Source organism: Paenibacillus sp. MER TA 81-3, from assembly GCF_023713585.1.
GTDB classification, from domain to species: domain Bacteria; phylum Bacillota; class Bacilli; order Paenibacillales; family Paenibacillaceae; genus Paenibacillus_B; species Paenibacillus_B profundus.
On the sequence record NZ_JAMAWB010000010.1, the window covers coordinates 34,435 to 56,346 of the forward strand.

Sequence of the window (21,912 nt, forward strand, 5' to 3'; positions counted from 1 at the left end):
CCATAATGTTACACTTTCGTTTCATGACTTCATTTCAACCCCAAAAATGCTCCGACCGGAATGCGGTGCGAAGCATTTTTTCGTATTCAATTAATCCCCATATACTGCCTTCTGTACAGCCTCATCTCCGAATATCGATTTGTTCGGATTCTTTTTAATCATTGGCAGCAATTGGTTCCCTTTTGTCTCCCATTGCTTTAGCATGTCGGCCGTCGTTAATTTGCCTTCTATCCTTTTTTTGAATAGTTCTTCGGCTGAGTTCTTAACAATCCATAAATTTCTATACTTCTGATGAAGCTTCTCTTCAGCGGGATTGCCTGGAGCCGGCTTCATTGCATAGAAGGACTGGATATTATAATTCATTCCTTCTTTCGGTTTAATAAATGATTTGCGAGTCACCAACTCATAGGTAGAGCGGGATTTGATTTTTGCCCAATCCTCTCCGTTGATAAACTGTACGAATTGCCAAGCGTCATCCGGATTCTGCGCTTGCGTATTAATGGCCATAATGGAGTCGAAGCGCATGCCGCTGCTTATTCCTGGCGCTTCCGGATGGTGAGGAATGGTGACGACATCCCATTCGGGCATTTGAAAGTTTTTGATTTTGCCTGCATTTTTGCTTATGTCGAACAATTCCGAAGTATAGCTGTAGTAGTTCATCATCATTGCGACTTTTCCTGACAAAAACAGATCGTGGTCCAGTGGATTGTAACGTCCCTCGCCGAGGCTGCCGCCGTTGTCATCATCTTTTCGGCCAGGCATTATATTATCTTGGGACAGCGTTGCAATTGTGTCGTATACCTTCTCCCACTGCGGCGTATTGATCGCCATCTTTTCAGCCTTGTCGTCATACGTGCGCAGCTGCAGCGGCCCAGCATAATCGGCAACGCCATAAAAAGCAGTCCCCCATCGATACTGGTCGAAGCTGAAGCCGTATGTCCGGTCTTTTCCCTCGCCATTGGCGACTCGGCGGGCCAACTCGAATGCTTCATCCCACGTCATGCTGTCGGTTGGCAGCTCGACTCCGGCTTTCTGGAACAACGTTTTATTGTAGTACAATGCTTTAGACGAAAAGGTCGGTGCCAATCCGTAAATATTGCCGTCTCCCATCATTTTGATGGTGTCCATAACGGAAGGAATGATGTCGCTCGTATCGAAGCCATCCTTTTGGATCAGCGCATCCAATTGCTTGAACTGTCCATCCCGGACATATTGCTGAAATGAATCACTGTCCACGATGGCAACATCGACCGGATTGGCGCCGGTAAGCAGCTTTCGCATTTCCTCTGTCGGGTCAGGACCAGCCGAATCGGAATAGTTGTACTCGCTCGTATCGACGGCAGGAACGATTTCGATCGAAATGTTGCCGTTCATATATTCGAAGATGTCCGTATACTCTTGGCGTATGTGCTGCTCGTCTCCGCCGCCGTACAATACTCCGATGCGGAGCGTGCGCTCCTGCTCGTTCTGCTTCGCTTCTCCGCCGCATGCCGTCAAGAGCGGGATGAGCAGCATCATAGATAATGTCAGCAGCATCAGTTTGTTACGTTTCTTCATTCTTTTTCTACCTCTCCATTCTTTTGTTTTGGCAATGATTGCTTGTCCTTCTTCTTGTTACGTTCCTCGGAGGCATAATGGTGACACTTATTAGATGAGTGAGCGGCGCTTTTGGTTTTGCCTTTTTTCTTTTATAATGGAATTATGACTATAACGAGTGAGGGATCAGGTATGCAGTTCAATATCGTAAAGGCGAACATGAGTCAGCGCGAAGACGGCACCTATGCAGGACAAGTCGTCTTTACGCACGATCGTTTTTCATCTACGTACGAAATTACGTTTTTCAGCAAGAAAGGGAAAGAGTGGGACTATAGCTTGAACTTCACCGAACAATCCGGAAACGAAGAAGAAATGCTTGCGATGGATGAACTTCTCGAAGAGGATGACGATTTGTTCGAGCAGCTATTGGCGGCAGCCAAGCAGCAGATGAACCAGAATGCATAGGCCGCTTTAACACGGGTGGAATGTAAAAAAGACATGGAGCACTACGGCTCGATGTCTTTTTGATATACAGAATTTTGTATTGTGAATTTTTTGTTTTTAAACCCTCCATTAATCCCCATATACCCCTTTCATGATATCATCGTCCTTGCCAATGGGGCCGTTCGGATTTTTCTTGATGGCCAACAGCAGGGCATTCCCTTTCGTCTCCCATTCTTTCAGCAGTTCAGCCCTTCCTTCGGCTTGATATACGATTTGCGGGATACCATCTCATGGCTGGAGCGGGATCTGATTTTTGCCCATTCCTCGCTGTTGATGAACTGTATGAATTTCCAGGCATCATCTGGATTTTGCTCCTCTGTATTGATGGCAGTTATGGTGTTGAAGCTCATGCCGCTGCTAATGCCTGGCGCTTCCGGATGATGCGGAACTGTGACGACATCCCATTCCGGCATATTGAGGCCTTTGATATTGCCTGCATGCTTGCTGGCATCTAACAGCTCCGAAGTATAGCCGTAATATCCGAGCATCATGGCCACTCTTCCAGACAAGAACAGGTCGTGGTTCAGCGGACCGTACTCGCCGCTGCTTTCCATATCGTCATTCTGGCCGGGCAGTACATGATCCTTGGACAGCTTCGCGAGCGTGCCGTATACATGTTCCCACTGCGGCGTATTGATTGTCATTCGCTCGGCCTTGTCGTCAAAAAGCCGCATTTGCAGCGGCTTCACGTAGTCCGACACGCTCCAGAATGCGTTGTCGCCTGGATACCTGTTGAAGCCGAAGCCGAATGTACGGTCTTTCCCTTCGCCATTGGCGACCATGCGCGCCAGATCGAATACTTCGTCCCACGTCATGTTGTCGTACGGCGGCTCGACTCCAGCTTCTTTGAACAACGTTTTGTTGTAAAATAATGCATTTGACGAGAATGTTGGCGCCAGTCCGTAGATGTTTCCGTCCCCCATTGTCTTAATCGTGTCCAGGACGGAAGGAATAATATCCGAAGTATCGAAGTTGTCCTTTTGGATGAGCGGATCCAGTTGTTTTAAATTCCCATCGCGGACGATTTCCTGAAATGCGTCCGTATCGAGAATGACGACATCTACCGGATTGGCTCCAGTCATAAGCTTCCGCATTTCCTCTACGGGATCGGGGTTTTTGTCCCTCTCTGCCGGATCGGCATAGCGATATCCGCTCGTATCGACGGCGGGAACGATGTCGATGGAAATGCCGCCATTCGTATATTCGAAGATGTCGGTATATTGTTGGCGTATGTACTGCTCGTCTTCGCCACCGTATGTCCTCCTGCTTGTTATGATTGTCGCAGGGAGAATCTTGCACTCATTAGATGAATAAGCCGCTCATTTGGTTTTAAGCTTTTTCCTTTATGCTGGAATTACGACTATAGCGAGCATGGGATAAACCGTTATATCATGAGCGGAACGCGAAAAAGTATGGTTGTGAGGATGGTGGAATATCGGTAACCGTAAGGAATGGGCTAATCACTTCAGTGAGGAGCGGTTGAGCTTGGCCGATCGGAGATTCCATATTGTGCTCATTATCTGAATAGTTGGGATAGTGGGTAAAAGGGTTAATAAGCGCACCCTCTATTTTCAGAAGTTCTTATTTCCAGCAATCTCTATTACTATATGGTATAATACGGAAAATGTGTCGTTTAATCATAGTTATCGATATCGCTAGAAATGCATTTTCATTTTTTTCGCACAGGAGGTATCCCGTGGAAAAGATCATATCGCTCTGCATCTTTCTCTTGCTAAGCGTTGCTCTCATTTCACCGGTACAAGGAGCCGACCTTCTCCACCGCTTGACTCATCATGATCAGGAAACGCTCGTTATCGGCCGAATCACCGCTATGGACGACACCTCCCTGCAGGTTCACGTGATGTATATCGTATCGGGGATCCGCACGAGTCATATCATTACTGTCAACCAGACATGCTGTGATGCACAATGGGAACAGTTGGCCGTGCAGGATACGGCGTTGCTTTCACTGGATGAGGCGGATGAATCAGAGCACTCGTACGACACGAAGTGGGGCCTGTATCCGTTGGTAATCGAAGACGGCCAAGCCAGATTGACCGGTTCTGAATCCAATCCAGATTATAAGGCGCTCGAATACTACATAAATAGCGGTGGGACTCCGCTTGCCTTCCACTTTGAAAATGACGTCATTACCGGGAAATATGACAATGGAGCCGCCGTTCGAATCGCGCCAGAGATGGATGAAGCCGCGCTGCGGTATAGCCGGGATGGGGTACAGCAATTAATTAGGCCCAAATTAAATGATGATAATATCATACCGCTCGAATCGAAGGACACCCCAGATATGCTGTTCAAAGTGACTTGGAGCTTGGCCGTATTACTGGCTGTTGTAATTGCGCTAACGTATTTGATAAGAAGAAATCGCATGCTGTGAGCAGCAGAGGAGCGTTGCTTATGGAATTACTATCGCTGCGGCTTGTCCTTCTCGCGGTAGTGCAGCGGGGACAGCCCGACGATTTTTTTGAACAGTCTTGAAAAATAATACGTATCCTCGTAGCACAATCGCGCTGCGATTTGTTTTACCGAAGCCGGGCTGTGCGTCAGAAGCAGCTTGGCTTCTTCCATTTTCAGACGGTGCCAGTAATCATGGAGAGCGCATCCGGTATACTGTCGGACCTTGCGCCGCAGCGTCGGAACGGACATATTCAAGCTGGCGGCAAGCATATTGTCGTCAATTGGCGTATAGATGGCTTGGCCCACTGCATCTAGAATGGCCGCTTTGTCGGATGAAGGAAGGGGAGAGGCCGAACCATTATCATAGTGGAGCGACATGTCGAACAGCATGAACTCGAACAAGAGAGCAGCCCGTTCGGCGAACGCGGGGGATGCGGATTCCAGCATGCCGTTGATTTGTTCAAGCTGCCGCCGCCATGCTCCGTCCGGTTCCACTAGCCAAATCCGATCCGCCCCGAAATAGCCGCAGATCTCCTGCCCTCTTTCCCCTGAAAACAGCACATAGGCAAGCTCCCACCCTGTCCCGCCAGACGGATTAAGGTCGAATACTTCTCCTGGGGGGATTAGAAAGCACGACCCCGGACGCACCGGCCGATCCGTGCCACTCCTGTATCGGTAGCTGCCCGTTCCACGTTCTACTATCAAGAATATCCAACACGCGCTCGTTAACTGCTCATATTTGCCATCGTTATGCCGGATTCGTCCGCATTCCAGCAGAGACAAAGACTGAATGCGGCGGGATGAGCCGTCAGTAAATGCGGAAACACGTGATTGAGCCTCCCGGATTATATAATCCATGAAATTGAACATAAAGGTCATTTCACCTCGCCCAGGAACAACCTATAATTATTTGTATCCGCTTACATGATTAACAAAAGCTGTTACCTCTCAGACCCGTGAAATGAGAGGTGACAACCTGCCGTTGAATTGAACTTAAGGTGGTGATGATTTGTCAGCCAACGTGAACGCCATCTCCGGCCGCAAGCAGATCCGGAAGAGAAGATGGACACGCAACGATCGCATCGGTTTCTTGTTCGCCACGCCGATGCTGCTTGGCATTATCAGCTTCTCGATCTACCCGATTGCCGCGGCGCTGTTCATGAGCTTCCAACAGACAAACGGAATTATGGGCCATTGGGTCGGTCTGCACAACTACAGCATCGTCTTGTCCGACTCTGTGTTCTGGCGGTCTCTATACAACACGATGTTCATGGGGGTCTTGTCCGTCGTATCGGGCATCGTCGTCTCCTTCGTGTTGGCGAGTCTGATTAACAGCTTGCCATGGACATTCGGCAGAAACTTCTTCAAAAGTGTCTACTTTCTCCCGAATGTCGTCTCCGCCGTAGCGACCAGCATTCTGTTCTCCTTCCTGTTCTACCCCGGGGAAGAAGGTTTGCTTAACTTCCTGCTCGGACAAATTGGGCTCGGACCGGTCGGCTGGTTCACCGATCCGACATTCTCGCGCTTCAGCATCGTGCTTATGAGCATGTGGGGGGCGCTCGGCTACAATACGATCATTTTTTTGGCCGCCTTGCAGAGCGTGCCGCGAGATTTGTACGAGGCGGCGGAGGTGGACGGCGCGAACGGGATTCGCAAGTGGCGTTATATTACCATTCCGTATTTGCGCCCGGTATTTCTGTTCATGGTAGTGATGGGCACGATTGGCGGCATGAAGCGTTTCACCGATGTATGGCTCATCGGCGGAACGGCTGGCAATCCCGATGGCACGCTGCTCACCTCGGTTCTGTACATTTATCGAACGGCCTTCATCGGGCATCAGATGGGACTGGCGACAGCCGCATCGTACCTGCTGTTTATCGTAATCCTGATTTTGACGGTGCTCATTCTGCGCACGAACCGCCGTCATGACATCGATTAGAGGAGGCCACGGGATGGCAGAACACAATTCCTGGAACGCGAATAAGCCTGTCCGACCGGGGCGGTCCCCGCGTCATCCTTCGAAGCAGCGCAATCAGCGCATGGGCCGTATATTCCTTGTGACCGTCCTTTCATTAGGATCGCTCGTCATGATCGTCCCTTTTTTATGGATGCTCATCACTAGCTTCGATTGGGGGGCCCGGCTGAACATTCCATTTCCGCCGCGGCTATTCCCGAGACAATTTTCCATTCGCACGTACGAAGTTGCGTTTCTTAATATCGATATGCTGAAATACATTTTGAATTCCATCATCGTCGCCGTCGGCGTCATCATCGTCAGCTTGCTATCCGCACTGTTGTCTGGCTATGCATTATCTAAGATTCGGTTTAGAGGTGCCGGATTCGTCTTGGTCGTGGCGCTCAGTACGATGATGATACCGTTCGAAATGACGATGATTCCGCAATATCTGTTGTTTGACAAGCTGCGCCTGCTCGATTCCTATTGGGCGTTCTATTTGCCGGCATTGAACTATGCATTCGGAACGTTTCTCGCGAAGCAGTTCATCGACCAATTGCCTAATACGCTGCGCGAAGCGGCCATTATCGACGGAGCAAGGGAAGGTACCGTGTTCTGGAGGGTTTATTTTCCGCTTTGTACACCCATTGTGGCAACGATTATCATTTTGCAGTTTCTCGGAGTATGGAATGACCTGCTGTGGCCTTTGCTCGTCTTGAGCGACGCGGGAAAGTACACCATTCAGCTCGGGTTGGCAATGTTCACATACAATCAAGGTCTGAACCGGATGCCGGCTATCATCATGGCTGCAACGACGGTAAGCTTGCTTCCGGTGCTCGTGCTGTACTTGTTCCTACAGCGATATATCGTGGAAAGCATCGCTTTATCGGGCATCAAGCAATAATGCGAGGAAAAACGGTCTTGTATGATGCAGGTAATGAACGGAGGGGAAACGGTATGAAAAAATCGGTATGGCTTTGTCTCTTCATGTCCATGGCACTGCTCGTCAGTGCGTGTTCAGGCGGCGCGAATTCTGGCGGCGGCGGAGACCGGAAGATTGAAAAGGTATCGGACATCACGGGCACGGTTCGCGTTGCGGTTGCGGGCTGGGCGATGGAAAATGGCGTCGATACGTTGACCGGACGTAAGACGATCGGCTTCAATCCATATATTCAGGACACATTCAAGAAGATGTACCCCAACATCGAGCTGAAAGTGGCACAGATTCCATGGGAGAATGCGATGGCGAAGCAGAAAGCGATGCTGCTCTCGAAGGACGTCGATCTGATATATACGGGTGGAGCTTATGCGAATCAATTTTACCAGCAGGGGTTGATTCGGGATATTGATGACCTCATCGCGAACGACAAATCGTTCGATCCGGGCATTTATTTGGAAGGCGTTTTCAAGAACTCCTTCAGCGTGCGTTCCTTAGATGGGACGAAGCAATTCGGCATTCCAATCATTCTTGGCAAACGGATGGTCGTCTACGACAAGCAGATGTTCGAAGAATGGGGCGTCGAACCGTTATCCGCGAATCCAGCTCCAGAAGAAATATTGGAGAAGGCGAAAAAGATGACGGGCAAAAATCCGAAGACGGGCAAGCAAAATTACGGCCTTTGGTTCAGCGGCAACAGCTTGAATCAATCCACCTTTGTGGCGTTGTCCTACGCGTATAACGTCAACGGCGTCGAAGGCAGCCTCAACGACTTGAAACATTTGAAATGGAATCTGAATACGCCAGAGATGACAAAGGTGATCGAATGGTTCAAGGAAGCCGCGCCGCTAGCCCCGAAAGCCTTCATTAATGGGCAGGGAGCGGAGAACTTCGGCATGGAGGAGAATAACATCGCGATTGCCATCGATTCGAGCGGCGGGGCGGCGTTCAACGAATTCCGCAGCTCTGGCAGCGCCGCCCTGGTCGAACGCTTCGTGCCTGTGTTGAATATGGGGCCGAGCGGGGAAGGCTGGGTTGCCGTCGACCCGATTGTCATGGCGAAGGAGGTGAAGGATGAGAAGGCGGCATGGGAAGTGATGAAGTTTTTGACGAGCTACGAGACGCAAAAGTATTTTTACGAAAATTCCTTGGCTACGCCAACGTTGAAGAAGGCCGATTTCGTGGACGAGAAGGACATTTATACGGCCAAGGCGATGGAACTCGCGGATATCGCGCGCAAGAACTTGCTCGACGAGGCGAATCCGTTCTACAATACGCGCATGGTGCCGGTCATCAACGGGTTCATCAGCCAAGCGGCGAATGGCAACCCGACCGATATCGGCAAAACATTGTCCGACCTGCAGAACGATGCGGAGAAATGGTCGGCGGAGCAGTAAAGCCTAAGCCTTGCCTGAAAAGCCTGGCAAAGTTAACTGTTTATGCGATGAACTTCTAGTTCAATGGGGTGTACGATCTCTGACGATGGGATCGTACGCCTTTTTATGTTCCATGTGCGGTTAGGGTATACGCAGCTATATATCTCCCAATATTAACGGAAGCTGCTCATTGTTATGGGCTAACCACAGCATTTCCTCTGCAAATCGGGTCTGAACGGCATTATGCTTCTCCATATTGGCGCTGATCCACCATATGCTCTCCAAATACCAAAGCAAGCGCAATGCGCGGACTAACGATCCGGAAGGAAAATCAGCCTCCGTCCGATAACCTTCAAGAAATGCCGAGGCAAGCTCTTGGTGAAAATGTCCATGATGCAATACGCATGACAATATGGCCCGCGCCACATCGATCTCAGGATACTCAAAGTGGAGCCGATCAAAATCGAGAACCGCCGACACTCGATCTTTGTGAAACAGCAGGTTATCCACCCATAGATCACGATGGGCCCAACCTGTTTTACACTCGGAAAAAGCGTCAAGGTCCAACGTTTCTGTTACGTTCATTTGCAATTCGATGTTGGCTGCTATTTGCCTGTTTTTACTGTGCTGCGCCTCCACGAGCGCATTCTGCCAATGCAGCATTCTTTCCTTCCGTTCAGGAGGAACAAATTGCGGCTCGCTTTCCATGCCAAGTGTCCCATCATTCAAGACTCGATGGATTTTACCAGTAACACAGCCGAAATCAACCATTTGCTGTCGGTTGAAATGGCCTGGTTTAACGATTTCTCCAGTGGAGTAATCCATGATGATGAAATGTTCGTTCGCAGAGGAAGCGTGAAGAAGCCGCCCCTTATCGGCCATCAATTTGGGACACGGAATGCCTGCTTCATGCAGCCTTTGCTGCTGCTGCAATGCACGAGTAAGCACCTCAACATTTTTGAATCGGTTCGAATGGTATTTCTTTAACACGAATTCCCCTTGCTCCGTTGTGATTTTCCATTTTAAATTGAGCCAACCGCGAGCGATTGGCTGCCAAGACTCGATTTGCAAGCCGAATAACGGCTTAGAGATGTCTGCTAATTCGATTAACAGAGGATCAATTTGCTTTCGTTGCTCCATGGCTTCTTATCCCTTTCTTGGACGCTATCGGTTTAGCCTTCTTATTTTCGACATTGGGAATATACATTCCTGCAAAAAAGAGGCACCCCGATGGGGTGCTGCATGGGGGTGCTTATGAGTGAACACGTGTGTGCCTTGCGTTCAGAAGCTGTCATATGCAGCGTGATACTGTTTTATTCCATATGAGGGGGAACGGGGAGAATGTGAAACTCGCCGTCATCCGGTTCTGGGCGGACGATATCGATGCTGCCATTTCCGACGGAGGCGATGCCGAAGGCTGAAGGCTCAGCCTTCACCTGTGTGCCGTCAGAGAATGTGACGGTTTTGGCCCGGTTCGTCATGTTGTAGACGGCATACGTCCTTGCTCCGTCTTTATTAAATACGGCGTAGAGCGGATAGTCGGCGCTCACCGCCGGATCGGCCTGCCCCAGCACATTCAAGCTGCGAATCCAGTAATAGGCGTTCGCCTTGGAATTGCCTGCCTCCGGTGTCATGGCCTCGGCAAGAGCATCAAATAACGCTGCTGCTTCCTCGGGATCGGAGGCTGCGCGGTACATATAGACGATGTCTGCCCAGAGATTGAAGCTTATGCTTCCGTTCTCCGCCAACAGCGCCGCATAGTTCCTGTCGGCGTAATCCGGACGGTGCGTCAGATAGAGAGAAGCCGCGGTGATGGGCAGCCAGCTCATGCCGTACGATTGCTCCGGTCGGTCCGACCACCCGCTGCTCGTCGTCTTGCCGCCCCACACCATACTGGCGGTGGTGCGGGAGAAATCTTGCCGCTGCTTCGCCTCGTAGGCATCGAACCAATACTCACTAATCGCATTCATTTCCGTCGTGTACATATAAATGCCCAAGTCGCGTATCCGGGTATCACTTGTCGCTTCTCCCCACAAAATAAGCCCCGACCATGCGTTCATCGCTTCAGAAGGCGATCCGTTGTAATTGCCGTCGGCGAACTGGCCGCGGCCCGATTGCCACGAGTGCCCGGCATACGGATCGAAGCCGCGCAGGAACGGAAAGCGCGTGTCGCTGCGGTCCGCATTGGCGATATCTTGAATGAGCAGCTTGACCATCTTGCCCCATTCGTCGTCGCTGGCCCAATCTGGATCAATGCGCGCGATTTCAGCCGCTGCCCGGATGAAGTAGCCATATTGCACATGATGGTCGTTCAATTCCGTGTCGGAGCCGTTCTCCGCTGGATAGCCGATGAGGGCGCCCCATCGTTCATTATAATAGAACAGATTGGAACGTTTGAGACGCTCTGTGTCGTCACTTGCTTTCAGCCAATCCTGCAGAATGCCCTTCATGTCAGAGCGGAACTGCTGCGTGGCTGCGGCATCACCGACTTGTTCGGCTATCGGCGCGAGAGCGGCCAGCTTGCCCAGACGTTTGCCGGTCTGATGCGTGCCGGACGCACCCGAATAGGATTCGGCCTGCGCCTCATCCACATATCCTTGCAGTGCAGCGCGTTCATCCACACTAAGCTTGAATGGAAGTGAAGGGAGCACGCCCGTGAACTTCATTGCGGTGCGCAAGCTGTTCCCGGCCCCGGTCTTCATCACCCCGCGGACGCTGTCGTATTCGTAAGGCAGCAGTGCAGCATCGGTATGCTTCCATTGATGCGGATACAATGCGAAGATAGTGCCCTGCTCGGCACCTTCCTTCACCGACGTCGTCCACGTGTAGGTCGTCTGGACCTCGCTTCTATCCGCATTATATGACCAAGCCACCTTCGTATCTGTGACATGGGCGTATGCATAGCGTCGGAACTGCTCCAGCGTATCCGGACGATTGTCTGGCAGCGCGGCGATGGCGAAGTATGATTTCCCGTTCAGGCGATTCGTCAGCGTGTCCGTGCCAATGCCGTCCCATGTGCCTCCGGAAGGTCCGAATAGCCCGTAATGCGCGCCGTCGATTGTAATGCCGAGCACGGAAGCTTGCTCATCACCCGACCATATAGTCGGGGAGGCGGTGAAGGAGAGCTGTGGGCTGCCGCCATGAAACGTGAAGTACACATAGGGGGAACCAAGTCCGTATGAGGCATTCATGGATCGGCTTCCGGCTTCGTAGCGCGCATTGACGAACCAATCGCTGTAACCGTCTACTGAGGCTGCTGTGAATGAAGAGGCGCCTGTATGGCCTACGGTGAAGTCGGGTGTGTCGCTCATCGTGCCGCAAATGCAGGCGGGATGTGCGGCAATGCGCGGGCCGGGAGCATAAACGCTCATTCCGTTCGCTTCATTCTTGACTGCAAGCGGGTGAGGATATTGGGCCTCGGAGTATGTATTCCATGCCAAGCTGCTCCACCAGCGGTTCGTTGGCATGGCACCGGAAATCCGGCTGGTCTGGTATAGGCCTGTCTGCGCGTTTTTGGTTCCGTTAGGCGGCAGCGTAGAATAGGAGCCTGAACCGAGCCGCTGTTCTCCCGAGAACGCGGATAGGGGCACAGACGTCAACAAGACAAGGCATGCTGCAAGCATAAGGGCGAAGCCCTTTGTTTTCATAAGTTCCCTCCTTTGTGTGGCGATAATATGCAATCGTTCGACAGCCTGCATAGATAGGGTTGGTGCTCGCTTTGCATGTGGGAAATTATGATCCAGTATATGCTTTCTTTAGCGGCATTCAGACCTGTCCGAGCGGAAGGGCTGCAAACATGGTCCAGCGGTATCCGGGGCTGTTCGACAGAGGCGGGCATGAGAAAAACCTGCACGGCAAAGATGCTGCCGTGCAGGTGAGAGTACCGTTCATAAGAGATAGAAAGAGTCCGTTACCATTTCTCTGATATGAGCTTCGCTTGCGTGAACAGAAGCAAGTAATCGCGTCCGCCCGCCTTGGAGTCCGTACCAGACATATTGAAGCCGCCGAATGGATGCACACCAACCAGTGCGCCCGTACATTTGCGGTTGAAGTATAGGTTGCCGCAATGCATGCGTTGTCTGGCGTACTCCAGGTGTTCGCGGTTATGGCTGAACACTGCGCCGGTCAAGCCATATTCCGTATTGTTGAAAATATCAATGGCCTGCTTGAAATCGTCTGCCTTGCATACCGCAAGCACGGGACCGAAGATTTCTTCCAGCATGACGCGCGAGGTCGGTTCGACATCGGCGAAGACGGTCGGCTGAATATAATAGCCATTGCCTTCCGCAATGTCTCCACCGGCGACTAGGCGGCCTTCCGTTTTGCCGACTTCGAGATATTCGCGAATCTTGCCGTATGCATTCGCATCGATGACCGGACCGATGGCGAAGTTCTCATCGGCTGGACCTACGGTAAGCTGCTTTGTCTTCGCAATGACGAGCTCCAGTACCTCGTCGTACACCGCTTGATGAACGATTGCGCGCGAGCCTGCACTGCATTTCTGCCCTTGGAAGCCGAAGGCTGACTGGACGATTGCGGTTGCGGCTTCCTCTAGGTTCGCCGACTGGTCGACGACGATGCCGTCCTTGCCACCCATTTCCGCAATGAGACGTTTGATCCAGATCTGCCCCTTCGCAGGCTTCGCGATGCGTTCATTGATGCGTAGTCCGACATCGCGTGAACCGGTGAAGGATACGAACCGTGTCCGCGGGTGATCGACGATGAAGTCGCCAATTTCACCGCCGGAGCCCGGCACGAAGTTGAGTACGCCCGCAGGCAGTCCGACTTCCTCCATCAGCTCGACGAATTTCGCTGCGATGACCGGAGCGGTGGAGGCCGGCTTCAGCACGACTGTATTGCCGGATACGATGGCTGCGCATGTCATGCCGGCCATGATGGCGAGCGGGAAATTCCACGGCGGAATAACAACGCCGACGCCGAGCGGAATATAGGTAAGCCGGTTATCCTCTCCCGGAAGCGGCGTCAACGGTTGCGGACCGCTCAGGCGAATCATTTCACGGCCGTAGAATTCCAGGAAATCGATCGCTTCGGCTACGTCTGCATCCGCTTCGGCCCAGTTCTTGCCCGCTTCGTATACGAGCCATGCCGCGTAATCGAATTTACGGCGGCGCATAATGGCAGATGCCTTGAACAGGTAGCCTGCGCGTTCGTCAGGGCTAACATACTGCCATTGCTGGAAAGCGGCATCCGCCGCGGCAATCGCTTGATCGGCCAGCGTCGAATCAGCCTGCGCCATCAACCCGACGACCTGATCGGTGTTGCCGGGGTTAATCGACGTGCCGAGCTTCTCCGTCGTTATTTTCTCTCCATTAATCGTAAGTGGATAAGTACGGCCAAGTTGTTCTCCGATCCGCTCCAACGATTGTTGCATCGCTTTGCGGTTTGCCTCCTGCGAGAAATCAGTGAACGGTTCATTGCGGTATTCTACCATAGTCATAATTGCGCCTCCTTCAAATGATTGGATGATTTATGATTTAAACATGGACTTCACGACAAATCCGACGTTGGCCGGACGTTCTGCCAGTCTGCGCATGAAATAACCATACCAGTCGTCACCATATGGGACATACACGCGCATCGTGTAGCCTTCATCTGCCAGCTGCTGTTGTGCCTGAGTGCGAATACCGTATAGCATTTGGAATTCAAATTGTGAGAGAGGAATGTTGTTTGCTTTTACAAAGGTCTTGACGGAGTTGATGATGTTATCGTCGTGGGTGGCAATGGCTGCGTAATCTCCGTTCTTGAGATGCTGTTCAATGATCCGGATGTAATTATTGTCGACGTCTTCCTTCTTCGGGAAGGCGACTTCGGGCGGTTCCTTGTAAGCGCCTTTCACCAGTCTTAAATTCGGCTGGTACCGGTGCAGCTTGATGATGTCCTCCTCGCTCTTATACAAGTACGCTTGAATGACAAGGCCAATCGTGCTGCCGAACTCTTCGCGGAGCTGGCAGAACAGCTCGATAGAGGCTTCGTTATGCGCGTAATCCTCCATATCGATACGCACAAAATTATCGTAGCGTGATGCGGCCTCGAGAATGGAGCGCATGTTGCTCAGGCATAGGTCGCGCGAAATGTCCAGGCCGAGCTGTGTCAGCTTGAGCGAGAGATTGGCCTTGACTCTACTAGCGGCAATCTCGTCCAGAGTGCGAATACAATATTTCATGGATTCTACCGCTTCGTCCGTCGTCGAAATGAATTCACCCAAATGATCCAAGGTCACGACAATGCCTCTATCGTTCAGTTCTCGCACGGCTGTAATCGCTTCCGAAATTTGCTCTCCGGCAACGAACCGCTTCGCGCCGAACCGCAACCCGTATTTCTTGGCGGTACGATTGGCCGTCCTATTCTTCGAAAGAAATAGAAATGCATTTCTCATCAGACTTTCCATGTCCGAAATGCTCCTCCCGCGAACAAAAGTGTTCAAAAAATATACACATATTCTATTTGTGATTAATTATAATCATATAAATTTGGAATTGTAAACACATTTTTTAGAATGATATGGAAATCGGGCGTTGCCATGCCAGCAGCCCTTCTGTCTTTTTCGTTGCATTTTCAGGAGCGGTTTGCCATAATTTAAGAAAATATTAGAAGTGTATGTTCAAAAAGTGAACTTTTCAGCACCGGGAAATATTGTGCTCGAGAGGGCGCTTGTTGAACAGCCTCTAGAAAAATCGGTGGTTCGAATGATTCTACTACAAGAGATGCAAGCATTTCTCGAATGTTTGCTGCAGACGACGAACGATGCGGTCTCTATCATTGATACAGAGGGGAACGTCATCTATTGGAATCCAGCAGCAGAGAAAACATACGGAATTGACAGTGGAGAGATTATTGGCAAAAAAATCGGTGATTTCTTTCAGAGGGAATCCATTATGCTCTTTCAAGTCATGGAAGGCGGCCGAGCGGTCCGTCAGGTGTACCATGAACCGCGGCCGGGCATGCACGTCATGATCAATGCGGCGCCGGTGTTGAGTACGGATAACACGCTTATCGGCGCTATTTCGATCGAGCGCGACGTGACGCAATACGTGAAGCTGAGCGCCGAGATGTATAGCAACCCAGGGGAACGGGAGCTATCTCCCGAGGTGTTCTCGTTCAAGCCGGAAGATTGGAAGCATCTCACGGCAGCAGGGCGGATGGCGACTCCGCTGCTCCTTATGGGAGAGCCGGGCGTCGGCAAGAAATCGCTCGCCGAATGGCTGCATCGGCACAACGAGTGCGAGGGGAATTTCGTGTCAGTCAGTTGCAGCGCCGTTCCGAGCGGCTTGCTTGAAGCGGAGTTGTTCGGCTACAACGGGGATGAGGAGCGTGCCGGGAAGCTGGACCTAGCACAGCAGGGAAGCATCTATTTGAAGGATATTCACGTGCTGCCGAAGCGGCTGCAGGAGAAGCTGGCGAATGCGATGCATGATCGGCGCTACTATCGCTCAGGCGGCTCGGCGCCGGTGCCGCTCCAATGCCGAATTGTAGCTTCCGTAGCGGAAGAGGCTTCAAGGGAGCAGCATGCGGGGCTCGTTGAGGAGCTATATTATTCGTTCCAGATTCAGCATCTCTTGCCGCTGCGGGAACGAACGCAAGATCTTCCTGAGTTGTGCCGTCTGTTCTTGGCTGCGGCGTCTGACAAAGCGGGAATCCCGGTTCCCGTCCTGGGCTCTGATGCGTTGGCCGCCTTGACTGCATTTGATTGGCCTGGCAACCTGCCTCAGTTGGGCAATGCGATGGCTTATGCCGTCATTGCCGCGCAGGATAAGGGCGAGATTACGGCACGGGAACTTCCCGATTATGCGCGTCTCATGACGTTGACGGATTTGACGCAGCCCGAGCTGCCATTGAGCGCCCATTCAGAGGAGATGGAACGTGCGCTTATCTGCGAGACGCTTCAGCGGACGAAGGGCAACAAGGCGAAGGCTGCTCGCCAGCTCGGTATTTCCCGCGGTGCGTTATACTATAAAATGAAGCAGTACGGGCTGGATTCATAACCTTCACGGTGCTGAAATTGTCCTACTTGAACACGCACTTAGGCATAGCTTCATACCATTTTATGTAGAACACAGGTGATAGACATCATGAAATTGTTTTTTTCATCGTTTCAATGGGTCGTTTTTATTTTGGCAGGAAGCCTGGTGGCTCCGCTGGCGGTAGGCCATGCATTCGGTTTTGCCCCAGAGGAGATTTCAAGCTTCATGCAGCGCACCTTTTTGCTGATTGGAGTGTCTGGTTTGCTGCAGACCTTGTTCGGCCACCGGTTTCCGATTATGGAGAATCCGGCAGGCTTGTGGTGGGGCGTGTTTTCCGTTTATGCGGGTCTTATCGCTTCCGGTACTTTAGGACTGGAAGCCGGATTGAAGCAGCTGGAGATGGGGATGTTCCTCGCGGGCATCATTTTCGTCGTCATCGCTTTGCTGCGCTGCACAGAGGCCATCACGAAGCTGTTCACTCCGTTGGTCGTCGGAACCTACTTGCTGCTGCTCGTCGCGCAGCTGAGCGGTTCATTCATGAAAGGGATGATGGGGATCGGTTATTTGTCCTCCGATCAGATCAATCTACGGGTGGCGATTCCCGCGCTCATTACTCTCGTCATATCGATGCTCTTGCCGCGCAGCTCCCGGCCATTTCTCCGCAACTATTCGGTTCTCATCAGCCTATGCATCGGCTGGCTGCTGTTTCTCGCGCTTGGAGTGACCGAGCCGCCCGCATCTTCGGGGACGTGGTTCGCCGCTCCGCAGCCATTCGCTTGGGGCATGCCCGAATTCGACGTTGGCATCGGGGTGACGGCGGTCTTTATCAGCTTGCTGCTTATCACGAACATGATGACCAGCATCCGGGTCATGGAAGGCGTCATGAAGGACGCAGGGAAGCAGCAGCAGCCGATCGCTTATAATCGCACGATGCTTATTATGGGCGCCAATACGACGTTGGGCGGAATCTTTTCCGCCATGGGCTGCGTGCCGATTTCGGGTACGGCCGGATTTGTAATGGCTACGCGGATCTATCAGCGGCTACCATTTATTATTGCTAGTATTTTTATGATGGCAATCAGCTTTTTTCCCGCGTTGACAGCCTTTTTCTCCTCGATTCCGATGCCTGTCGGTTATGCGACTATTTTCATTCCGTTCGCTTCCATGATAGGGATCGGCTTGAAGGAATTTCAGGCAGTGCCAATGGATGACCGGAACCGGTTCATTGTCGGCGTATCGCTCATGATCGGCATCGGGTGCATGTTCATTCCTGCTTCAGCGGTAGGAGAGCTTCCCGGTATGCTCAAGACGTTGGCGAACAACGGCATAATACTGGGAATGGTGTTGTGCATCGCTATGGAGCAAGGCAGCCGTCTCCTCGATAAGAGAAAGGAAAATCGGACGGAAAAGGCATCAAAAACGGTGTAACGTTTCATTTATTTAAGATCTCATGAGGAGATGATTAGTTGAGCCAGCTAGTAGATACTGTGTTCCACCAATTGGATATTGCCATTCGTTCGGTCCATCACATGATGGACCAGTTGAAGGAGGAGGATCTCACGAAGCAACCGATTCCAGATAAACGTTCGATTCAAGAGATGGTGTCCCATATCGCCCTTATTTGCCAAGCGGACTGGCTTATTATGAACGAGGCGACGCAGGAGCAGATGGATGAGTTCTACCGCCTTCATACCCCTAATACACTGGAGGAAATGAAGAAGGCGCTGCGCGGGCATCATGAAGATTTAGTCCAAGCCTTTTCAGGCTTTACGCTCGAAGAGTTGCTGGAAACGAAGACATCCTATTGGGGTGTAACGTATACTCGATATGAATGGCTGCTCGAAGTGCTGTGCCACGTTGTCCATCATCGGGGGCAGCTATATACGCTGCTGTGCGAGCATGTGAAGACACCTAAGGTCGTGCTGTTCGAGTAAGATCAGATAACCGGGAGGGTGTCCCGGTGATGATGCGGCGGGATTGTTATATGTGCCTCTGAACCGATGGGATATCCTGCAGCAAAGCGCTTCCTTGGTGGAAGCGACCGAAAAAGGGTGCGATTTCATCGAGGCTTACCCGCTAGAAAAGACGTTGAAGCTATTCGTCCCAGAGGATGAAACACTGCGGACCGTTGTGCAAACTCTAATGAAATGAGATGATGTCATGACTGCAGAAGTGGAATTGAAGGAGCTGACGATTCAAGACGGCGCGGACATCTACGACATGCTGCAGGAGATCGGGCCGGGAGAGAGTGGATTTGCCAATAGCGGATATGGTGTGCCTGCCGATCGTTTCCGGGCATATTTGAAAAAATATTGGCGAATGTCCCACGGCATTAATCTTCCGCCCCAATATGTGCCGCAAACGATATACTGGCTATATGTGAACGGCAGACCCGTCGGATACGGCAAGCTGCGGAAATATTTGAACGATTCTTTGCTGGAAAGGGGAGGGCACATCGGATATGTCATCCGGCCTTCCGCACGCGGCAACGGATATGGAACCTTGTTGCTTGGAGAGCTTGTGGGCAAAGCCCGAGAGAAGGGGCTCCTTGAAGTATTAGTTACGGTTGACGAGGATAATGTTCGTTCGAGAAAGGTAGCAGAGGCGAACGGAGGCCAGTTGGCCGAACTGAAGGAAGGAATTTGCAAGTATTGGATACGCAATTCGTAGAATGGGAGTGTCCCGGATATGATGAAAGAGATCGCATTTCCTGATGCGCTGCTGGAGCGTATAGGCGAGAATGACTGGGTGCAAGACAGCATCGGCATGTCGGGCGCACGTGTGTTTCAAGTTCAGACGCCTGCTGCTGAAGCCGCCTATTTGAAAGTGGCCCCCAGTGGTTGGGAGACAACGCTCGCATCGGAGAAACGCGCGCTGGAATGGCTGCAAGGCAAGCTGCAGGTGCCAGAGTTGCTCTATTACGAAGAAACGAACGGCTATGACTTCTTGCTCATGTCTGCGGTTGAAGGTGACATGTGCTGCTCTCCGGATCAGCTGTCCCGACCAGAAAATACGGCGCGTTTGCTTGGGGCGGGGTTGGCGCTCTTCCATCGGGTCGATACGCAGGAATGCCCGATAGATAATCGGTTGGGTCGCAAGCTGGCGGAAGCTGAGAAACGGCTTCTGGCGGGACTCGTCGATGAAGAGGATTTCAATGAGGACAATCTGGGCAAGTCGGCAGCACAATTGTATCAACAGCTCGTGCAAGAACGTCCGAACGCAGAAGATATCGTGTTCACGCATGGAGACTACTGTCTGCCGAATATTTTACTGCGTCAAGGAAAGATTAGCGGCTTCATCGATTTGGGCCGATGCGGATTGGCGGATCGATACCAAGATATTGGCATTGCGATACGCAGTATGATGCATAACTTCGGAACGGATAAGTATAGGCAGCCGTTTCTGGAAGGATACGGAATTGAAGCGGTGGATGAAGACAAGGTGGATTACTACATTTTGCTCGATGAAATGTTTTAAATTGTTTTGACCGAAGGGGGAGATAGCATTGAATGTACATATCCTTCAAGAACCGTCAAGCTGGGGTGAATACGAGCCATCGCTTCATAACATGCGGCTCCGACTCTTTGGTCGTGCTGTTTCCGGGAAAACAATATTCATGTGAGCTTCCCGTCCTATACTAACGCCTATACAATGCGATTCCTTACATGCTTTACTCTTCTGGCGGTGTCATTTACGGTTCGAAGGATCCGTTGTTCGGTGAAGAAGAACACCGCCAGATTATGGTCAACGATCAGTGCAGATTACCGTCATTCCGGATGCTGATCATGCGATGGAAGCCAGCGGCACGTGTGAATCGCTCGACATCATATCTCGTATCGCCAAGCTCTATTCAGACGCGTTGAAAAGAAAGGCGTAATAACCCAGCATAGAAACAACAGTCAGCCCTGTTCCGCTTGGAATGGGGTTGTGTTGCGTTGAAAATGTTGTTAATCTTTTCCTCTGCATCGTATATAATGAACGTGCACGCTCGCTTCACAACAGCCCGTTCCATACTAATGAGCTCATTTTTTCATAAGGAGGTCAACATGAACTTCTCGTTCCCGCCTTTTTCCCCTAGTCCCATGGAAAGCTTTATTACCACGATTATCCCGCTAGGCTTCATAGTCGTATTTGGAATTATTATTTTCAGCTTGATTAAAGGAATCTCCCAATGGAGTTATAACAATAAGCAGCCGCTGCTGGCCGTGGAAGCGCTGGTCGTAGGCAAGCGGACGAAGATAAGGGATCATCACGCCCATGATGGAGATTTTCATCATCATACCGTCACGTTGTATTACACGACGTTCGAAGTGGAGAGCGGGGACCGGATGGAGTTTCAGATCAAGGAGCGGGATTTCGGCATGATGGCGGAGGGCGATCGCGGCAGACTGACCTTTCAAGGCACACGGTTTGTAAGCTTTGATAGAAATGACAGGTTGAGGGGAAAAACATAGCTGAGTCATGATGATGCCGATGTCAGAGATGCTGAGGAGGAACGAAAAAATGTGGTACGTCAATTCAAGGGCGATTATTGAACGGAACAATCAACACGGCGTGGAAATTGTTGTCCAGAACCGCTCAAAGCCAGATCAACCGGCCACCATCGAGCTCCCTGGAGGCAGAATCGATCCATATGAATCGTTGACAGAAGCGCTCCGCCGCGAAGTGAAAGAAGAGACTGGTCTGGATATCGTCGAAATTGAGGGATATGAGACGAAGGTGGATACAGTGGGCATCGAATCGGAGTTCGAAGTGGAATGCATTCGGCCGTTTGCTGCTTATCAGACCATCCGCGGACCATTCGATTCGGTTGGATACTACTTTCGTTGCAAGGCGTCAGGCGCGTTGTTGACATCGGGAGATGGGACGGCGAATGTGCGCTGGATGCCCGTCGATGCTTTGCGTGATATGATGCGGGAAGATCCGCTGCAATTTTCAAGCGTGGACAGAGCCGGCATCCTATTTTATTTGAAACATCTGGAATTGAAGAATTAATATCGGAGGCGGTATATGCCGATTAATTTCCATGACTGAAGTCTAAAGGCAAGTTATGCGACTCGGGTTGCGGACGAGGCTTGGCTCGAGCAAATCCGATGGACTTTCTGGATTGCGCGGAAAGAAATGAAAGCGATATAAAGTATAGCCAAATCATCCTGAAGGCGATATGCTTTAGATGAGCAATTGGTGCGAATGCCGTATTGCATACCA

The 21,912-nt window shown here is 51.3% G+C and carries 22 protein-coding genes; 14 read left to right on the plus strand and 8 right to left on the minus strand.

What is annotated here, in order from left to right:
* Positions 1-90: 90 nt before the first annotated feature.
* The gene (locus M3650_RS15805; RefSeq protein ID WP_251576150.1) at positions 91-1,557 is read right to left on the minus strand and encodes an ABC transporter substrate-binding protein; all 1,467 of its coding nucleotides are present in this window, start codon (positions 1,555-1,557) and stop codon (positions 91-93) included.
* 144 nt (positions 1,558-1,701) lie between these two features.
* Between M3650_RS15805 and M3650_RS15810 the strand changes: the two genes are divergently transcribed.
* Complete coding sequence (locus tag M3650_RS15810; protein WP_251576152.1) at positions 1,702-2,001, plus strand: hypothetical protein; 300 nt, start codon at positions 1,702-1,704, stop codon at positions 1,999-2,001.
* A gap of 215 nt (positions 2,002-2,216) precedes the next feature.
* Here M3650_RS15810 and M3650_RS15815 read toward each other — a convergent pair whose 3' ends face one another.
* Positions 2,217-3,134: an extracellular solute-binding protein gene (locus tag M3650_RS15815; RefSeq protein ID WP_251576154.1), complete on the minus strand. Its 918-nt coding sequence runs from the start codon at positions 3,132-3,134 to the stop codon at positions 2,217-2,219.
* Between the two features lie 5 nt (positions 3,135-3,139).
* On the minus strand, positions 3,140-3,292 hold the full coding sequence (locus M3650_RS15820; protein ID WP_251576156.1) for a ParB N-terminal domain-containing protein: 153 nt from the start codon (positions 3,290-3,292) through the stop codon (positions 3,140-3,142).
* Positions 3,293-3,736: 444 nt separating this feature from the next.
* Here M3650_RS15820 and M3650_RS15825 point away from each other — a divergent pair, with 444 nt between their 5' ends.
* Positions 3,737-4,435 carry a hypothetical protein gene (locus tag M3650_RS15825; RefSeq protein ID WP_251576159.1) on the plus strand — a complete coding sequence of 233 codons (699 nt, stop codon included), beginning with the start codon at positions 3,737-3,739 and terminating at the stop codon, positions 4,433-4,435.
* A 29-nt stretch (positions 4,436-4,464) separates the two neighbouring features.
* Here M3650_RS15825 and M3650_RS15830 read toward each other — a convergent pair whose 3' ends face one another.
* Complete coding sequence (locus M3650_RS15830; protein ID WP_251576160.1) at positions 4,465-5,313, minus strand: AraC family transcriptional regulator; 849 nt, start codon at positions 5,311-5,313, stop codon at positions 4,465-4,467.
* Positions 5,314-5,560: 247 nt separating this feature from the next.
* Here M3650_RS15830 and M3650_RS15835 point away from each other — a divergent pair, with 247 nt between their 5' ends.
* The 3 genes from M3650_RS15835 to M3650_RS15845 are packed head-to-tail and all read left to right on the plus strand — an operon-like array spanning position 5,561 to position 8,743.
* Positions 5,561-6,394 carry a carbohydrate ABC transporter permease gene (locus M3650_RS15835; RefSeq protein ID WP_483311754.1) on the plus strand — a complete coding sequence of 278 codons (834 nt, stop codon included), beginning with the start codon at positions 5,561-5,563 and terminating at the stop codon, positions 6,392-6,394.
* Between the two features lie 13 nt (positions 6,395-6,407).
* Positions 6,408-7,313, plus strand: a complete 906-nt coding sequence (locus tag M3650_RS15840) for a carbohydrate ABC transporter permease (protein WP_251576164.1) — start codon at positions 6,408-6,410, stop codon at positions 7,311-7,313.
* A 53-nt stretch (positions 7,314-7,366) separates the two neighbouring features.
* Complete coding sequence (locus M3650_RS15845; protein WP_251576166.1) at positions 7,367-8,743, plus strand: extracellular solute-binding protein; 1,377 nt, start codon at positions 7,367-7,369, stop codon at positions 8,741-8,743.
* Positions 8,744-8,878: 135 nt separating this feature from the next.
* Here M3650_RS15845 and M3650_RS15850 read toward each other — a convergent pair whose 3' ends face one another.
* From M3650_RS15850 to M3650_RS15865, 4 genes are all read right to left on the minus strand, one after another.
* A complete protein-coding gene (locus tag M3650_RS15850; protein WP_251576168.1) occupies positions 8,879-9,862 on the minus strand; it encodes a phosphotransferase in 984 nt (327 codons plus the stop codon).
* Positions 9,863-10,035: 173 nt separating this feature from the next.
* The gene (locus M3650_RS15855) at positions 10,036-12,369 is read right to left on the minus strand and encodes a glycosyl hydrolase (protein WP_251576170.1); all 2,334 of its coding nucleotides are present in this window, start codon (positions 12,367-12,369) and stop codon (positions 10,036-10,038) included.
* Positions 12,370-12,632: 263 nt separating this feature from the next.
* Positions 12,633-14,180, minus strand: coding sequence for an L-glutamate gamma-semialdehyde dehydrogenase (pruA, locus tag M3650_RS15860; protein ID WP_251576172.1), 1,548 nt, complete (start codon positions 14,178-14,180; stop codon positions 12,633-12,635).
* A 30-nt stretch (positions 14,181-14,210) separates the two neighbouring features.
* The gene (locus M3650_RS15865; protein WP_251576174.1) at positions 14,211-15,131 is read right to left on the minus strand and encodes a proline dehydrogenase family protein; all 921 of its coding nucleotides are present in this window, start codon (positions 15,129-15,131) and stop codon (positions 14,211-14,213) included.
* A gap of 298 nt (positions 15,132-15,429) precedes the next feature.
* Here M3650_RS15865 and M3650_RS15870 point away from each other — a divergent pair, with 298 nt between their 5' ends.
* From M3650_RS15870 to M3650_RS15910, 9 genes are all read left to right on the plus strand, one after another.
* On the plus strand, positions 15,430-16,725 hold the full coding sequence (locus M3650_RS15870; RefSeq protein WP_251576176.1) for a sigma 54-interacting transcriptional regulator: 1,296 nt from the start codon (positions 15,430-15,432) through the stop codon (positions 16,723-16,725).
* Positions 16,726-16,812: 87 nt separating this feature from the next.
* Positions 16,813-18,132 carry a purine/pyrimidine permease gene (locus M3650_RS15875; RefSeq protein WP_251576177.1) on the plus strand — a complete coding sequence of 440 codons (1,320 nt, stop codon included), beginning with the start codon at positions 16,813-16,815 and terminating at the stop codon, positions 18,130-18,132.
* A gap of 38 nt (positions 18,133-18,170) precedes the next feature.
* The gene (locus tag M3650_RS15880) at positions 18,171-18,638 is read left to right on the plus strand and encodes a DinB family protein (protein ID WP_251576179.1); all 468 of its coding nucleotides are present in this window, start codon (positions 18,171-18,173) and stop codon (positions 18,636-18,638) included.
* 52 nt (positions 18,639-18,690) lie between these two features.
* Complete coding sequence (locus M3650_RS15885; RefSeq protein ID WP_157259752.1) at positions 18,691-18,855, plus strand: hypothetical protein; 165 nt, start codon at positions 18,691-18,693, stop codon at positions 18,853-18,855.
* A 9-nt stretch (positions 18,856-18,864) separates the two neighbouring features.
* Entirely contained in the window at positions 18,865-19,374 is a 510-nt protein-coding gene (locus tag M3650_RS15890; RefSeq protein WP_019424210.1) for a GNAT family N-acetyltransferase, read from the plus strand.
* Positions 19,375-19,392: 18 nt separating this feature from the next.
* Positions 19,393-20,181 (plus strand): APH(3') family aminoglycoside O-phosphotransferase, encoded by a 789-nt coding sequence (locus M3650_RS15895; protein WP_251576181.1) that lies wholly within the window; start codon positions 19,393-19,395, stop codon positions 20,179-20,181.
* A gap of 188 nt (positions 20,182-20,369) precedes the next feature.
* Positions 20,370-20,567, plus strand: a complete 198-nt coding sequence (locus M3650_RS15900; RefSeq protein ID WP_251576183.1) for a hypothetical protein — start codon at positions 20,370-20,372, stop codon at positions 20,565-20,567.
* A gap of 183 nt (positions 20,568-20,750) precedes the next feature.
* Complete coding sequence (locus tag M3650_RS15905; protein WP_251576185.1) at positions 20,751-21,158, plus strand: DUF2500 domain-containing protein; 408 nt, start codon at positions 20,751-20,753, stop codon at positions 21,156-21,158.
* Positions 21,159-21,207: 49 nt separating this feature from the next.
* Positions 21,208-21,699 carry an NUDIX hydrolase gene (locus M3650_RS15910; protein WP_251576187.1) on the plus strand — a complete coding sequence of 164 codons (492 nt, stop codon included), beginning with the start codon at positions 21,208-21,210 and terminating at the stop codon, positions 21,697-21,699.
* Positions 21,700-21,912 lie beyond the last annotated feature (213 nt).

Excerpts from the sequence above, each read along its gene's own strand:
- M3650_RS15900 (WP_251576183.1), top strand. The coding sequence starts at position 20,370 with ATGCTTTACTCTTCTGGCGGTGTCATTTACGGTTCGAAGGATCCGTTG.
- M3650_RS15850 (WP_251576168.1), bottom strand. The coding sequence starts at position 9,862 with ATGGAGCAACGAAAGCAAATTGATCCTCTGTTAATCGAATTAGCAGAC.
- M3650_RS15855 (WP_251576170.1), bottom strand. The coding sequence starts at position 12,369 with ATGAAAACAAAGGGCTTCGCCCTTATGCTTGCAGCATGCCTTGTCTTG.
- M3650_RS15870 (WP_251576176.1), top strand. The coding sequence starts at position 15,430 with ATGATTCTACTACAAGAGATGCAAGCATTTCTCGAATGTTTGCTGCAG.
- M3650_RS15875 (WP_251576177.1), top strand. The coding sequence starts at position 16,813 with ATGAAATTGTTTTTTTCATCGTTTCAATGGGTCGTTTTTATTTTGGCA.
- M3650_RS15905 (WP_251576185.1), top strand. The coding sequence starts at position 20,751 with ATGAACTTCTCGTTCCCGCCTTTTTCCCCTAGTCCCATGGAAAGCTTT.
- M3650_RS15845 (WP_251576166.1), top strand. The coding sequence starts at position 7,367 with ATGAAAAAATCGGTATGGCTTTGTCTCTTCATGTCCATGGCACTGCTC.
- M3650_RS15815 (WP_251576154.1), bottom strand. The coding sequence starts at position 3,134 with ATGCGGAAGCTTATGACTGGAGCCAATCCGGTAGATGTCGTCATTCTC.
- M3650_RS15890 (WP_019424210.1), top strand. The coding sequence starts at position 18,865 with ATGACTGCAGAAGTGGAATTGAAGGAGCTGACGATTCAAGACGGCGCG.
- M3650_RS15895 (WP_251576181.1), top strand. The coding sequence starts at position 19,393 with ATGATGAAAGAGATCGCATTTCCTGATGCGCTGCTGGAGCGTATAGGC.
- M3650_RS15910 (WP_251576187.1), top strand. The coding sequence starts at position 21,208 with ATGTGGTACGTCAATTCAAGGGCGATTATTGAACGGAACAATCAACAC.
- M3650_RS15835 (WP_483311754.1), top strand. The coding sequence starts at position 5,561 with ATGCTGCTTGGCATTATCAGCTTCTCGATCTACCCGATTGCCGCGGCG.
- pruA (WP_251576172.1), bottom strand. The coding sequence starts at position 14,180 with ATGACTATGGTAGAATACCGCAATGAACCGTTCACTGATTTCTCGCAG.
- M3650_RS15830 (WP_251576160.1), bottom strand. The coding sequence starts at position 5,313 with ATGGATTATATAATCCGGGAGGCTCAATCACGTGTTTCCGCATTTACT.
- M3650_RS15840 (WP_251576164.1), top strand. The coding sequence starts at position 6,408 with ATGGCAGAACACAATTCCTGGAACGCGAATAAGCCTGTCCGACCGGGG.
- M3650_RS15810 (WP_251576152.1), top strand. The coding sequence starts at position 1,702 with ATGACTATAACGAGTGAGGGATCAGGTATGCAGTTCAATATCGTAAAG.
- M3650_RS15805 (WP_251576150.1), bottom strand. The coding sequence starts at position 1,557 with ATGAAGAAACGTAACAAACTGATGCTGCTGACATTATCTATGATGCTG.
- M3650_RS15865 (WP_251576174.1), bottom strand. The coding sequence starts at position 15,131 with ATGGAAAGTCTGATGAGAAATGCATTTCTATTTCTTTCGAAGAATAGG.